The sequence below is a fragment of the Bradyrhizobium sp. HKCCYLR20261 genome (assembly GCF_051168435.1).
Taxonomy (GTDB): domain Bacteria; phylum Pseudomonadota; class Alphaproteobacteria; order Rhizobiales; family Xanthobacteraceae; genus Bradyrhizobium.
Genome location: NZ_JBNPUZ010000022.1, coordinates 74,703 through 90,039, shown reverse-complemented (window position 1 = coordinate 90,039; position 15,337 = coordinate 74,703). Strand labels below are relative to the sequence as shown.

Below are 15,337 nucleotides of genomic sequence, written 5' to 3'. Positions count from 1 at the left end.
TCTGCAAATGCGGATCGCCGGCCGGATGAAGTTTGTCATCATGGGAGGTCTGAAATTTCGCTACCGCAGCGCCCGCCTGCACACCTACAGCCTGGGACGACCAGAAACCCGTCCTAAGCTGCCGCCACCGCAGGCCCCCGGCCGCAAACCGGAAGGGTCTTCACTGGCACTCCCTTCCGGCGATGAAACCGTAGAACGTATGACTTCCCAGATTGAATATCTTTTCCTCGCGCTTGCTCGGTGGATCATTGGCGGCCTGATTGAACTGCAGCGGGACGCGTGTCGAACCTGGCCCTGCCGCGGGCAAAGGCTCCTTCATCACCGCGGCAGCGATCGAGACGACGTTCTTCAGGACGGCGGCTTCGGGCGCGTCGAGATCCTTTTCGAGAGCGGCCTTCGTCTTGAGGACGTCTCCGTTCATGACCAGTCTCCAGCGGGGCGTGTCGTAGCCTTTCACGCTTGTCTTGATCGCCTTGATGATCGTGCCGTCACCGAATGTCGTGTTGAAGCACTTCTTGCCGTTCTGCGTCGTCATGCGCGCATAGTAGGCCATATTGAGCACGCAATGGCCGATGGCACGCTTCTCGTCATCGCTTGCGTTCGCGCCGGTCGTTGCTTCCGAGAAGATCGCGCCGACGACAAGCATCTCGTCGGTATCGGTTGGTAACGGAAAATCGATCTTCCCCATGGCTTGTCTCCCTCATCCTGCGTCTTCAGAGAACGCACCATAAAAACTTTGTCGTTTACATCCAGCAGACAAGCGGCTCACAATTCGAAAACCGCCACGAAGCGAGGTCTAGAACAGTTGCTTCAATGGAATCTTTGCATTGCCGCGCGCGACGAAGCCCCCCTCTACCCCCGGGGGCGCGGCGCGGCCGTACCTCGCAAACAGGCGTACCACGGCATCGAACTGATAGACCCGGATGTAAGTCCATAGCGCGCTCCGAGCGTCATCGGACAGATGGCCGATCTTGTCATCGGGTCGGGCCGTCTCCCCCAGAAGAATTAGCCAATACGAAAACAGCTCTCCGAATTCGCGAGCGCCGATCACGCCGTTGACGATGAGATGCTCGATCGACTCCAGCTGCACGAGAAAACCGTCAAAGGCAGTGCGTATCGCCCGATCCCTAGCGTTGAAGGCTTTTTTCTCCGTCCCTTCCTGCTCCGATCCGCGCCGTGTGTCGACCCAGTGTTGTTTCAAGGCTTCTCTCAACTCTGAGGCCGCAACTTCTCCGACGCCCTCAAGATGAGCCCGTCCGTGGTCCAGCAGCTGCATCGCAAATTTTACGTTTGGGTCGTCGTAGAAGTTTTTCATATGTTCGACGGCCATCACCGCACGTTCCCGTCTCCGGGCACGATCGGCCTCCTCGCTGTTCATCCGATATTGATAGAGAGCGAATGCGAAGCCGGCCGCGGTTAGGCCCAGTCCGATGAAGGACCCTGCGTTCGAATCTGGCATGGTTCAAACCTCAGTAGGGCTTGTCGGTGCTTGCGGGGCCGGCCGTAGTGTACGCCTTGGTGCCGAGATAGGTCGCATGGCTGACCAGCAGAACCGCCGTGAAGGCAGCGCCCGGATCGGGAAGGTGGTCCAACCCGCTCAGGATGCTGTCCGGAGATATCGCGCGAAGCTGTCCGGTCAGCATCGCGAAATATCCGAGAACCAGGGTGACGGTCAGTACGACGTTCTGCAATCTCGAGATGTCGACGTTGCCCGCATCCGTCACCTTCTCGCCCATGAACACGTCGGCGATGGACGCCTGGGTAGGATCCGCCCGCGTCTCAAGTCCCGAAGGCGCCGCGGTCAGAAAATCACCGCGACCCCCGAAATCCTTGGCGTCTCTGGCAGATGCTCCAACTGTCGTGACATCCTCCAGCCCCTTGGTCTTGAGGATGAGCGCCGAGATCATCGGCGCGGCAAAAGCGATGCCTAGGGCGGCCGCGATTGATGCCGGGATTTGCGGAAACGCGACCGGCGCCCCTAGTCCGACATTGTACAGAGCGATTGTCGCGAAGCCCCCGAGTGCGACGATGGTCCATAGCGTCACCTGCGCGCGCGCCAGCGATACACGGTTGCGTTCGTCGATCCAAATACCATCGACTCGCCCTTTGGTGCCCAGACCGAGCGCGATCGCGAGCCCTGCGATTCCGATCGTGGTCAACAAGAGCTGCAGCAGAATTGACCTCGTCCCGGCAACAAGCTTGGCTCCAAAGAGCATCGCTACGGAGTTATTGAGAAAACCGGCATCGGCCTTCACAGGAACGAGATTGCCGGCGCTACGTGCGATCAATTCGCACGATGCGGCTTGATCCGCGGCGGCGGCAGCAGCATCGGCATCGGGAGTTCCTGCCGGCTTGTCCTCGGCGGGCGGAGCCGCCAGCCCGACGTTCAGGCATTTGCGGATCAACGCGATTGTCGCGCCGACGTCGCCGAACTCTCTGACGTCCTTTTGGGAAGCTTCAGACGCGAGGGCAGATTTTGCAGAACCGTTCTGCGAAGGCGCCGGTGGCACGCTCGGTGCGGCCGTCGGAACGGCCGAAGGCGTCGCCGTCGGTGCAGCCGTGGGCGCGGGTGTTGTTGTTGGTGTTGGTGTTGCCGTGCCGGTGGGCGTCGGCGCAACCGTGGGCGTAGCCGAGGGTGCCGCCGTAGGTGTAGCAGTTGGGGCAGCCACAACTGCCGCAGCCGCTTGTACGGCGATGCCCTTCGCTTGTGCCTCCTTCGCTCGGGCCGCCTCGGCCTCCTCGACCTTGCGCGGCATGACGTATTTGTCGCCGTCCTGGAGAAAGCTGCATGCGCCGCGCTTCCATTTCGGGAACAGTTTCTGGTCGTTGATGCAGTTGTTGGCCAGCTTGAGGACGATGTCGTACTGGAAATCGGCGTTTGCCATCTTCGTGCGGATTGCACCATCTGCTTCTCCGGTCCGCTTGGCCAGGACACCGCCGAGGATGAAGAGAATCGATGCTGCAACGCCAATTCCCCACGCGATCCTGCGCGTGAGTGTCGGCACGGTCCATTGTCTGACCGCAAGGCCAGTCGAACTGTAGGACGATACGTAACCCAGCTGACCGGTGACGGCCGGATCCTTCAATTCATAGAGACGGAATCGCGTGCCGGCCTTGCTGGAAAACTCGCCGGCCTGGGCGGCGGTCGGCTTGAAAATCCAGGATGGTGGCGCCTGGCCGTTGTCGCCAGTGTCGAACAGCAACCTGCCGTCGGCGTCGATCTGCCACAAAGCCGCCTGCTGGGGCAGGGTCTGACCGTCGTATTTTTCCTCGACGACCTTTTTGACCGTCTCCCTCATACGATTGTAGTTCGCGGCCTCCTCGGTGCCGACCGACTTTCCCGCGCGCTTCATTTGGCCGAGCAAACCAAGTGGCCGCGCTTTGATCGCGATGTAGGCAAGATCAGACCACAGTCGGTCCAGTACCTTATCGGGCTCGTCGCCCGATCCGCTCAGTCCGCTGGACTCGCCCCAAACAAAGGATGAAATCAAATCAATATCACTGTCAGCCATTGGCTATTTCCCCCAAGCGATGGACTAACGTCGACCGCGCTTCACCTCACCTCCGCATTCTCTAGCCAAGCACTATGATGTATGATTAGATAAATTTTGCAATCACAGCGCGAATGAATTTTTTTAGCTTGCAGTGCAGCAGCGTTTGAGCGGATCGGAGGATCCCGCGACATCAGTTCACCATTTCATTTCTTTGCCAGTTCATTTTGGGGGCGTGTCGCGAGACCATGACAGGGCTGAGGGCATTTGGCGGACCTCTTCCGGGCGGGTTGAGCTGGGAGCTTCAGCTTGAGGGAGATGTCGCTGCAGGGGCGCCGGGCAAGATATTCGAGTACGACGGTCCCTCGCCGGAAAAGCTGAACCGCGCGGTATTTCAAATCACGAAAGTCATCGTCAAGGCTGACGGGACTGAACGTGTCGGCGTCGCGTTAGCCAAGCCGATCGACGTTCCGGCCGGATTGATCAAGGACGACAAGAGCGGATTTCGCACGGAGGCAGAACTCAACGGCGAGATCACCACTGCTCTCAATGCCGCCAAAGCTAATCTCGTGCGACAGTTTGTCGCTTTATTACACGAAGCCCAGCGGCGCCTGCGGGTCGTGGAGATCTCTGCGGCGGGCGCGGTCTTTCTGGGCGTCGCGTCTCCGTTCGGAAGCGGCAATGCCTTTGCGGGCGGATCAATCAAGCTCAGGCTGCTCGACGAAAGCATGCTTGAGCAGAATCCACCGCAGATCAAGTTCAGCGGCAGGTGCGAGGTGGTCGGCGGCGCCAGCGTTTCTATTGGTGCCGTCAAGCGATCGGTCTCGCTGGTGTGCATCGTCGAGATGGAGACCAGCGCGACGTTGCGCATCGACATCGACGATTTCAACATCAGCCTACCGGAATTCGAGCTGCCTTCACTCGATCTGCCGTCCATTCACAGTCCGCTGAAGCTGAAGGGCGCGCTAAACGGACTTGCCGGCGCCTTCCAGCGGCTGGTGAGCAAGGTTGAAGCGGCGAAGATCGAAGCCGTCTTCGAACAGGATCCTGCTCCAGGTCCCAACGAGGAAGCGCGGCTGGCGCTGCGCGTGAGACCGGGAGGCGCGGGCGGCATCGACTGGGCCGTCGTTACGCAGGATCTCGCCGAGGGGGACTGGGCCGATGCACTGATCGAAGGCAAGCTCGCCAAGTTCAAGGCGACGATCAAGCAGAGCAAGGGCGGCGGGCCGACGCCGGTGGCAACGTTCGACGCGATGCGGTTTGCCTCCACGGCGACCAAGCTCGTCGTCGATGCAACCATCACCGTCAGGGATCCGCTCGACGTCCAACCCGGCACGTCCCGCTTCGGGCCGCTGGAAGTGTCCTGGGAAGGTCTGACCGTTGTACCGTCGGTATCGACCGGCGGCGAGTCGTTGTGGGTCGATGTGAGTTTCCGTCGTCTCATGGTTCGGGTTCATGACGATCCCACAGCGTTTCTCGCCTTCTCCGGAAAGCTCAAGCTGTCCCCAAAAGGCGTCCAGGTTACGGAACTACGCCTGGTGGAGCCGTATCCGATCCAACTGATCGCCGACACGGCCGTGGCCGTTGCGCGCGAAGCGGCTCCGATCGTCAAGATCATGTTCGAGCTGGTCGCCTCCGCCGCCAAGCAGGCCGAAGAGATCATAGTAATCATCGGGAAGATGGCGGCCGCGGTCGCGCGGGCTGCCGTGCTTGTCGCGGGTGAGATCGTCGACAACGTTGCCGACCTGGTATCCAAGATTCTATCCGGCATCGCCGAACTGATCGGCGCTGCGCTGAAAGAACTCAGGAATCTCAGCAAGGATACCCCGAATCTTGTCGTCGAAATCCGGATCGCGACCGATCCGATCGAACTCAGGCAGATTCTGATCACCCTGCCGCCGGTGGCGGAGCCGGCACCAGCGACTGGCAGGAAGATCGCCGGCGGCGCGCTTGGCGTGCAGGTTGACATCGACAACGCCTGGCAGCCGGGGCTGTTGATCGACTTCGTCAGCCAGCCCGGCGCCTATCTCACCCTGACGCACGATGTTGCGGCCGGCGGAGCGAAACTGACCGCAGCGAGCCTGTCGACCGATCTATGGCTGAAGAGCACGACCGCGGGAGCAAGCACCACGAAACCGGTGCGCGACGCCGACGCGGGCACCGGAGATCGTGCGGAAAAGCCGCTGCTCGAGCTCGACCTGAACCTTCTCGACAGTGCGCACGCGGGCAGCCTCGTCGTGGTCGTTGCCGGACTCAATCGGGGCAACCCGATATTTCTCCATTGGCTCGATGGCGAGGTGACCGACCTTCCACTGCCTGTACCGTCGGCCAGCATCAAGGCCAAAACGGCCGCCGGTGCGTTCGTGTTCAAGCCGATTCAGGACAAATTCGACGTTTCCGTCCAGTTCGACAAGAAACGCATCCTGCCCTTGTTGGGCATGGGCGAGCCCGGAAAGGAAACGACCAGCGGTCCGAAGCAGCCGAGCTTTCTCGACAAGCTGCAGAATTCGCTGTCCAACGTCATCTGGGTCAAAGACACCAAGACGACGGCCAATATCCACGATCGCTTTGCGGAGATCGACCTCATTCTGGGTCTCAAGGCCGCCGGGGTCGAAACCGAGGTCACGCTGCAAACCAAGCTCAGCCTCGACAATTTCGACGTCACTGTCGAGGCGGGGAAGCTGTTTCCAATCAAGTCGCGGCGCATCGAGGAGCATGCGCTCGGCCTTGTTTGGGTCGTGGAGCAGAAGAATGAAAAGGAACGCCTTGCCGACACGCCGGTCGACATGTTCCAGCTCGGATTCACCGGTGGCCAGAGCGGCTTCGAGCTCAACGCGACGAACGCCCGGATGGAGTTGCGTTTCGATGGCCTGTCCTCCGACGGCAAAGGTGTGGTGTTCGACGTCGAGGTCTTCAAGATCAGCGCCGGTGGCCTCGATCTGAAGGCCAAGGTCCGCGACGCTGCCGTGCAGATGAACGGGATCGACGTGCCGTTCCGCTTCACCGCCGGCTCGTTGGAGATCAAGGCCGGTCGGCTGGTCTCGGCGTCGATCGCGGGGCGAGGATCGCTGCCGCCGAAACTGATCGGCGATGCCGACTGCACCGTGGCGCTGACGTTCGGCGAGGATGCCAAGGAAGGCATCGTGCTGCAATCGGGCAAGGTAGAGCTCGACAAGAAGGGAGACCCGATCGTCTGTCACGCGTCGCGTTTCACGCTCACGATCACCGACCTCGACATCTCCTTCGTCAAGGACAACGGATATCACTTCTACTATCTCGTGACCGGTTCGTTGCGGTTCACGCCGAAATCTGGCGAGTTCGAGAGCGGGCTGCTGCAGTTCCTCGATGGCGTCGAGATGAACCTCGAGCGCACGCCTCTGTCTGCGGATCCGCGGGTTCTGCTCAAGCACATCTCGTTTCAGAAAGCGCTCAATCCCAAGAAGACCTTCAGCCTGTTCAATCTCTTCTCGTTTGAGATACGGGGTTTCGGTTACCATCCGGCCTCTCCGAAGTTCGGGGGCGACCCGGCGGTCAACGTATCCGGCCAGATCAAGTTCGTCGAAATCGGCGACATCATGCAGCCGAAGATCGACTTTCACGGCTTGTGGATTGCGCCGCCCGCCAAGGGCCAGTCGCTGCCCCGCATCAGGGCGGACGGGCTGGGTATCGATCTCAATCTTAAAGGCGCGATCCACGTTCGCGGTGCCGTGCTTGCGGTCGATCCCGGCACGACCGTGGAAGGCACCGAGCTGGCGCCGCCCGGCTACAATACCTACGGCTTCCTGGGAGAAGGCGAACTGGAGATTCCCGGATTCGGCAACCTTGCCGCAAGCCTGGGTTTTCTCGAATTGGAACGGGAGGATCATCCGGGGGAGCGGCGCAAGTCCTTTTTCTTCTATGCGGAGAAGCGCCAGATGGCGGTCGAAATACCGGCCGTCGTCTGGACCTTCTATCTGCGCGAAGTCGGCTTCGGTTTCGGCTTCCGTTACACGCTCGAGGCGCTCGCCGCCGCGGATCGAGCGACTTCGATTCCGAAGTTGATCCGCGCGCTCGACGACATTTCCAAGCGGCAGGGCGACCTTCACAAATTCTCCGCCTGGCGTCCCGAGGTCGAGGGCGATCGCGTCACGCTGGCGTTGAAGGGGGCGATCCAGGCCTATCCCGCGGAGACGACCTGGAAGGAAGAAGCGGAGGAAGCGGCAGAAAATCCGTTCCTCTTCGATCTCGTGGCCGCCATCCGTTCCGACTTCACCCTATTCATGGGGCTGCGCGGCTGGCTCGGCACCAACTACATCGACTACCTCAACGACAAGGACAAACTGCGGAGCAATCCCGGTCTCCGCGGTTACCTGTACATTTCGGCGCCGCACAAGCGGCTGCTTGCCCGCGCCATAGGCGACAGCCAAGGCTACATCGGCAATCGCATCCCGGCGTTGGCAAAAACCGGCGACTCCGAGCCGCCGCTGCGCAAGGCGCTGCGCTCGATCGACTGGTCGGTCACCCTGTTCATCAAGCCCGGCCTGTTCCACTACGAAATGGGCTGGCCTGACCAACTCGTGGTCCGCCTGATGAACGAGCCCAACATGCGCGTGACGGTTCGGGGCGGCATGATCTTCCGCGCGGCCGACGACGGGCTGCTGTGGGGCTACAACATCGAGGCCGATGCATTTTTCCGTTTCGGCGGGGCGCTTCAGATCGGGCCCGTCGGCGTTGCGGGCGAGGCATCGCTGGACGCGCATCTGGTCGCGCGGGTGATCTGCTATCTGTCGTGGCGGATCAAGGGCTCGCTAATCTACGGCCTGATCGCTCTGGATGCGTCATTGGCGATTTCGATCCGCGCCTGGCTGGAAGTCGACCTTGGCTTCAAGTCCTTCACGATCCGGATCAGCTTCTCGCGTTCGCTGCAGCTTTCGGCCTCGGTGGAGATGGTCATCTCGACCGAGGGCGTCGGTGCCCAGGTGCATGCGCGCGTCGCAATCTCGGCTTTCGGCTGCACGCTCTCGGTCAGCATCGGCTTTACCCTCGGCGCCTCCCAGCTCGCAGAAGCCCGTGCCCGTGTGCAGCGCTTCATGGCGATGTCGATCACCGCCGAGGAGCCCGATGCCGCGCCGGTGGCGGCAAGCAGCAGCGGCGACAAGCGGATCGAAAGCGACGCCAGGAATGCCGAAGCGCCTGCAAAGGCTCCGTCGCCAGAGCAGGTGGTCAAGCCGAATCCGGCCAATCCGTCGCTCAAGCCGTCGCAGTACCGGGCTCAATTCGGCGCCGCGACGCAGCCGACCGATTTCTGGCTGGTGCTGCATCGGGTCGGAAACGACGACGACTGCTATGCCTTGCTGGTGCCGCGCGAACCTGGGAAAGACGTCACGGACCGGTCCAGCTTTTACGCCGCGCCCACGGTGTTCAAATCGAACAGCGGCGAACGGTCGGAGGATGCGCCTGCTTATCAATTGCGGGGGCCTGCGGGAGACTGGAACCAGGCAGGCATCGAGCGTTGGGACGCGGTCACCATCACCTGGCAGCCGGTCAAAGCGGGGCAAAGCGACCCGACGAAAGCGGACATCAAGGTCAGGTGGAACAAACCGGTCCAGACAGAGCAGCCGGCAGGAACGGGCGGGGAAAAGTTTACGCTCGCCCACCTGTTCGACGAGTGCTTCTTGACCGACACGGAATGGCGAATCGGGGACGGTAACCAGCCCTACCGAGCCACGTTGGCGGCTTGGTGCGAGCCGCCATTGCGACGGCATGACCGAGCGGAAGACGTCGAAGGTGTCACCGAGCAGGAGCGGATCGCGGCGCGCGACACGGCGCAGCGCGCCCGCCTGGCGACGGCTGCGGAAAATCCCGTCGTCGAGGCGGTCCATCAGGCGCGTTCGACGGTGCTATCGATGTTCTTGGAGCAGTTCGTCGCGCTCGCCGAGACGGGTCTGCGCGAAGAGACCTTCGCCCATGTCTCCCATCTCGGACTGGTATTCCGCGGCAAGGCCGCCGATTTGGCGCGCCTCGCGAACCTTTACATCGAGAAGCTGGAGAGAGACGACAAGGACGAAACCGCAATACCTGCAGCCAAGCGCGGCAAAATCACGCTCTTCAACGCGAAGGAAACCTGGTTCGAGCTGCAGGATCCGGTTCTTGCGTCGGGGCGCTCTACGGTCGCGGCGGACGGGATCAAGCTCGACTGGCGACTACAGTTGGCCTTCCCCGGTGACGACCATGATCCCGAACATTTCCTGCACCATTATGAGGTCAGGCGTACGATCGAGGGCCAGGAATTCACACCGCGCGTCGTTAAGATCAAGCCGGCATCCACGATCGGTGGCCGCGATGATGCTGGTAACGTCACCCTTTTGCGCCCGGACTGGCAATTCACGGACGACCTCGCCGATATCGCCGCCGATCTGCGTGCTGCGATGCTGCCGGCGCGCGACGAATCGCATGCACTGCAGGCGGCGGTCAATTGGGTCAATCTGATCGGTGAGGACAATTCCGTATCCGTCACCTACACGGTAACGCCGGTCGATATCGCGGGTACGCGCGGCTTGCCCAAAAGCTTTTTGGTCGACGTACCCAAACCGCAACCTCCGATCAGGCCAGCGGAAGCCGAATTGCGATTTGTCGTCACCAAGATGGGACAAGGCGTGAAGGGAGACGTCGCCTGGACTTCGGATCTTGCTCCGAAGGGCAATGTCGGGGTTGTGATGGCGCTGCGAGATCCGTTCCGTTCGGAAAAGGATTGGAGCAGCGGCCCTCTGCGCGTGGTGCGCAACTATCGGCTTATAGCCGACCCCGAATCGATACGTCCCTCCGGGCACTACGGCACCGATGGCCTGACCGATCGGCGTCTCGGTCTGCCTTCGGGAGTTGGGCCGACCGCCGACGAGTTGATCTGGATTGTCAACTTCAGGGACAAGAATCGCGATCTGTTCTTCGACGTACGGCGCGGCGGAAAGATTCCAGACGATACCGACGTTGATTGGATCGAGCCCGACCACGACACGCTTGCCAAATTTCCGCTGTGGCGGCGACTCGATGGTCCGACGATCAACGAATTCGACTTGAAGTTCGACAAGAGACCGCCGGTCCGCAAGCTCAAACCGGAAGACAGAGATCCGGAAGGCATCGGCAGTAGCGACGTCTTCCTGGCGAGCCTGTGGCGTCGCGAGAATGGAGATAAGGAACGCATTGCGACGCGCTTTTCGCTGGAGACGTTCCATACAGTAATGGATGAAAGCGATCCGAAGCGGCCGAAGGTCGTGGCGACCTTCAATTCGAAACGGACTCCGGTCGCGATCGAAGTGCGCGTCGAGCCGCTCGCTGGCCGGGATTCGGGGCTGGATATCGGTTTGATGCGGCCGGAGGCGTTCGAATGGCCGGTCCATCTCGACATGCCGCCGCACCTTGCCGGACAGGTTCGCGCCGAATCCGGCTTCGCCCGTTTCCGTGTCCCGCCGACCGGTGCGCTCGGGAGCCTTAAATGCCTGACCGAGGGCGAGCCGCCAGCGCTGGTGCGGGACGCCGACCGGCGCGTGTTGACCCGGATTTCGTTCGCTGCTTCCTCCGGATTTGATGCGAGTTCGGCGACCGGCATCGACAAGATCCACCAAACGGCCGTCGCGGGCTACGACGTGCACGAACTCGACCTAGATGATCTGGCACGGCTCGATACCAGCACCATAAAGCTCGAGGACAATGCCAAGACTTGGCGGCGTGCCCGCCGTGTCGCCCGCGTTGAAAGAGTTTCGCCTGAAATGGCGCGCTTGATGCCGGATCACAACAGGGACTGGCAGGGCTGGCAGGCCCATTATCCCAGCGAAACCTGGCGGCTGCTGAACCGGGCCCAAGGGCGCGAGGGGCAATCGCAGCCCATCCGCGCGCCCTGGTACTCGCCGGCCGAATCGACCTTGCATTTCGCCGAACGGGTGCCGCGCATCCGGCTGATGGCGACCGCGCCGGAAGGTGCGGTCACGGACCTGATGCGGAATGGACGACCATCCGCCGTGCGGGCGCAGCTTGTGGCTGCGGCGGGCAGCCGGGCCGAAAAGACCCTGCTGTCGATCGCGCCCTCCGTCGAAGTGGCCTTGGCCAGCTGCGGGTGGGAGCATACGGCACTGGCGGCCGCCAACGGTGATCCGGGCCCACTCGTCTTCTACCCGAACGTTGGCCATTGCGAGTTCGGGGTCAACAACGAAGATGAGAGGTTCTCGGCTCGATTGCTCCGGGAGGCGCTGCTCGGGTTCGGCTGGAAACCGTCTCCAGCCCTTGTCGAGAGATTCACCGAGGATCGTACCGCGCTCGACGGCTTGGCCGTTGAACTTACGGGCAACATATTCACCCGCGGCGCTAACATCGAAACCGGCAAGTGGATCGAGCCGCTTGACTTCAAGACGTTCCGTCATCCGCTTCTCGAAGAGGTCGTCGGCGAGCTTGAATACGAAATCACGCAAAAGGCGTTGTACCGGCGATATGTCGTGACTCCCCAAAGTGCCGCACCGGGCGATGCCAAGGATCTTGCCGGCTTCCTCTCGGCAACGATGGCCGAGAAGGATCCCTATGGCTGGGCTGCTCTGCACCAGCTCGGCCTTGCGGTGACGCTGAGACTGTATGACCGCGATCAGGACCGCTTTGTTCTGCCCTCGGAACTCCTTGCTCTGATCGAACCGGTAATGAAAGAGGCCGCCAGACGGTATCGTCGCGTGTTCGATGACGAGAAAGCCGTAGGAGCCCCCTTCGTCGACGTGCTCCTCAAGCCGGGCAGCGATCGGACGGAGGGGCCGTTTAACGCCCTTCTGCCGACATCGGGCGTCGAAGGCGAAGTCGCCAGACTGAACCTTGACGATGACGGGCTTGCGCTGGCGCAGTTGTCGCTGCGGCCGCGACCGGCGAAGTTCTGGAAGTACTACCTGCTCGAGATGGGCTGGTCCAAAGCGGACTGGCCGTCAGCGCAAATCGCGGCCGGCAATCCAAAATCAAATCCCGACATATGGAAAACCATCAGAATTTCCGGCTACGATCTTTGCTTCGAAAACCAGGCGGGTAAATCGACGTTCGAGGTTTTGCGCGCCGTTGACGGCAGGATCGTCGAGGTCAGACCGCCGGAGCCCGGGCCGGCGGCTCCGCTAGGCCAGATGGAATCCGCGCCCGCAAGCCTGCAGGCCACTACCTGGCCGAAGGGGCGAGTCCTTTCGAACAAGCTCGATCCGGGTCTCAGTCTGTTTTTCCGTGTGGCGGGGGACGAGACCATCGATCTTGACGCGGCCCTGAACGTGCGGGCGCGCATAGTCACCACGACAGCAGCAGGCGACAACCCGGCGGTCAAGAAGGAGACGTTCGTTCTCTTCAAGGACCTGATGAAGTTCATCATCGATGAACGAAAAGATTTCGATCCGCCGTCGGATGATCCCGTCGACTTTCCCGGCAAGCCCTTCGCTGACGAAAACGACGGCGTGCCGGTTCTGGTTGAGCTGGACACTCCCGCTGCAACGGTGAGAGGGCGCTCGCCCTTCGAGCTGTTCGGAGCGATCAAGGCCGACGTCTGGTCGGTCATGGCAGTCGCCGAGGCGAGCCGGCCGGGCAATATCGAAGTTGGCGCGCCGAAATCGACGCCCGCGAGCAGGGCGGCGTTCGACTCGCTATGGCGAAACCTGGGATCGGCTTTGCCCGATTTCGCCTGGCCCACGAGGAGTTCAGACGGGCGGCTGGTGCCGCCGACCTACGACGACTACCAGCAGGTGATGGGCGCCTATCTCGGATGGTCGCAGCGCTTCCTCGATCATGGTGCAGTAGCAGGCGAAGCGCCCGAGCTTCCCTACGCGCTCGCTGCTCCGACCAAGGCGCAGCCGTGGCATCTTGCCGCCGACTCCGACGGCATGCTCACATTGTCGTTCCTCCACGCCGATCGCTGGGCACATGCGCGCGCTTATGCGGTGCGCCCGACCCCGCGCTATCAGAACCTCGCGCTCGGCGCCGGCTATTACGGCGATGACCAGGAGGACAGCGAGCGGTTGGTGACGCGGGGACTTCTCGAGGGCAACAAGGACGACGCGAACAAGTTCAAGAAGCCGATCGGTTACGCGGTCGCCGTATCGCCGCGCACCGAAAGGATCGAACCGCCCGTCATCCTAGGATCGCGTCTCACGGCCAGGAAAGACGACGGCATTGCCAGGAAGACATGGGAGCTAGTCGTGGCCCGACACGGCGAGGAAGCGCTCGCCTTCTCCAATCGTTCGTTGTTTGCCCGGCTGGGCACCGAAGGAACGGCCTTGACCTTCGCGCGCGAATACCGTGACCGCGACTGGCCGGATCGGCTCAGGCACGTCAGGGCCGATGATACGTGGCCTGACGACGTCCAACTCTATCCTAAGAGAAAGGTCGGCCCGCTGAAGCGCCCGCTGGGCGATAACGATATCGATGGCAAGACGCTCGGCGAGGTCGCGGATCGTTACCCGTCGCTCTGGAAGGGCGCCGACATCTGGCGCATCGACGACCTGCCTCCGCACTATCGGGTCACCGCGCTCGCCGTCGCACGCGCTGGCCTCGTCGTCTCCAACGTGGTCTCTGCCCTGCAGGATGAGACGCCCCGCCAGAACCTCAAGGGTCGCGAAGTCGAGAAGTTGCTTGGCAGCCCCACCATTGAGATCGTGCGGGAGGGCGAGGGCGAGAAATCCAGCATCCAGGTCGGAGGTGTACGCCTCATTTCGCACGCCGATCTGGCGGTAGAGGAAGCGTGGTCATGGATCGCGACCGATCCAAACGATCGAATGGCCCGCAAAGATGTCGTGTGGTGGCCGGATCCGAACGTGACTTACGCCTTGCTGCGCCAAGGCACGTCGGGTGCCGCGGCCGAAAACAGTCTCCTCGAAGAAGAGGACGCGGCGGTGCAGTTGGTGGCGCGGCCCGATGCGCAGGCCGACGGCCAAGCGGCCCCAGTTCCGATCGTCCTGCGTTGCCGTGGGCCTCGGTTCGAGCCGACAGCAGCGGATACAACACGTGCCGCCGGATGGCCGGTGGTCGCGACAAACGAGATCGACAAGGCGTTCGGACCCGGTCCGGCAAAGCCCGGCCGGCAATTCCATCTGGCGTTCTCGCTGGCGCCGCGCGCGGACGGCTTGGTCCACGAGCAAACGGCACGCTACGTACCGAAGGATCCAGACAGTTCGAAACAGGATCCTGTTCGCAAGGATTTCAATGAAAAAGCGAGTGCATTCGCGCTGCTGCGCGCGGAGCGACGACTAGTACTCAAGCTCGGCTTCGAGGGATTGCCCGACATTGCCGCCCTCAAGAAGCGCTTTGTCGATGCCAGCGATGTTCTTCTTACTGCCGCCGACACCCTCGATCAGTCGGACGATAACAGACGTCTCGCCGAAGCTCTAAAGAGCATGGCCGGAAATCTGAAAGTCGAAGCGGACGCAATTGCCGGTCCTGCGATGCCCGATCTCGCTCTGTTGAGCGGAGAACGCTACCGGGTGCTGGCGTTGCTGACATCGGCGGCTGACGACGCCATCCTGCCGCCGATCAACACGACGCTGCCGCTGACGCTCATGGTCGAACGCACCGGCGCGGAGATATTGACTGTATCCGACCTGCCGACACAGACCGAGGCTGACGGGGTGCTGGCGCTCGATCAGCACCCATTCGGCAAGAAGGGCGGCGTGTTGTGGCGGCTTTGCCGCGAGCGGCTCTTTGGTGCGGCGGAGGAGTTTAGGATCCGCGCCGTAGACCGGCGGAACGCGATCGACATGTCCAAGCAAAGGTCGGAAATCCAAGGCCCGGTGCACGACTGGGAGGCGATCGGCGAGATCGAGACCGACGTTGCACCGCCCGATTGGGCCGCCTTTGCGAGCGAGGGTTAG

The 15,337-nt window shown here is 61.9% G+C and carries 4 protein-coding genes; 1 reads left to right on the top strand and 3 read right to left on the bottom strand.

Translation table 11 applies throughout. The features are described 5' to 3' along the window. Positions 1-160: 160 nt before the first annotated feature. From ACQR1L_RS31875 to ACQR1L_RS31865, 3 genes are all read right to left on the bottom strand, one after another. Entirely contained in the window at positions 161-688 is a 528-nt protein-coding gene (locus tag ACQR1L_RS31875) for a hypothetical protein (protein ID WP_434861872.1), read from the bottom strand. A gap of 108 nt (positions 689-796) precedes the next feature. Beyond that, positions 797-1,459, bottom strand: coding sequence for a hypothetical protein (locus ACQR1L_RS31870; protein WP_434861871.1), 663 nt, complete (start codon positions 1,457-1,459; stop codon positions 797-799). 10 nt (positions 1,460-1,469) lie between these two features. Then, a complete protein-coding gene (locus ACQR1L_RS31865) occupies positions 1,470-3,512 on the bottom strand; it encodes a hypothetical protein (RefSeq protein WP_434861870.1) in 2,043 nt (680 codons plus the stop codon). Positions 3,513-3,739: 227 nt separating this feature from the next. Between ACQR1L_RS31865 and ACQR1L_RS31860 the strand changes: the two genes are divergently transcribed. Beyond that, the gene (locus tag ACQR1L_RS31860) at positions 3,740-15,337 is read left to right on the top strand and encodes a hypothetical protein (protein ID WP_434861869.1); all 11,598 of its coding nucleotides are present in this window, start codon (positions 3,740-3,742) and stop codon (positions 15,335-15,337) included.

What these genes read in the sequence shown, in the direction of transcription:
- ACQR1L_RS31870 (WP_434861871.1), bottom strand. Translation starts at nt 1,459, where the DNA reads ATGCCAGATTCGAACGCAGGGTCCTTCATCGGACTGGGCCTAACCGCG.
- ACQR1L_RS31875 (WP_434861872.1), bottom strand. Translation starts at nt 688, where the DNA reads ATGGGGAAGATCGATTTTCCGTTACCAACCGATACCGACGAGATGCTT.
- ACQR1L_RS31860 (WP_434861869.1), top strand. Translation starts at nt 3,740, where the DNA reads ATGACAGGGCTGAGGGCATTTGGCGGACCTCTTCCGGGCGGGTTGAGC.
- ACQR1L_RS31865 (WP_434861870.1), bottom strand. Translation starts at nt 3,512, where the DNA reads ATGGCTGACAGTGATATTGATTTGATTTCATCCTTTGTTTGGGGCGAG.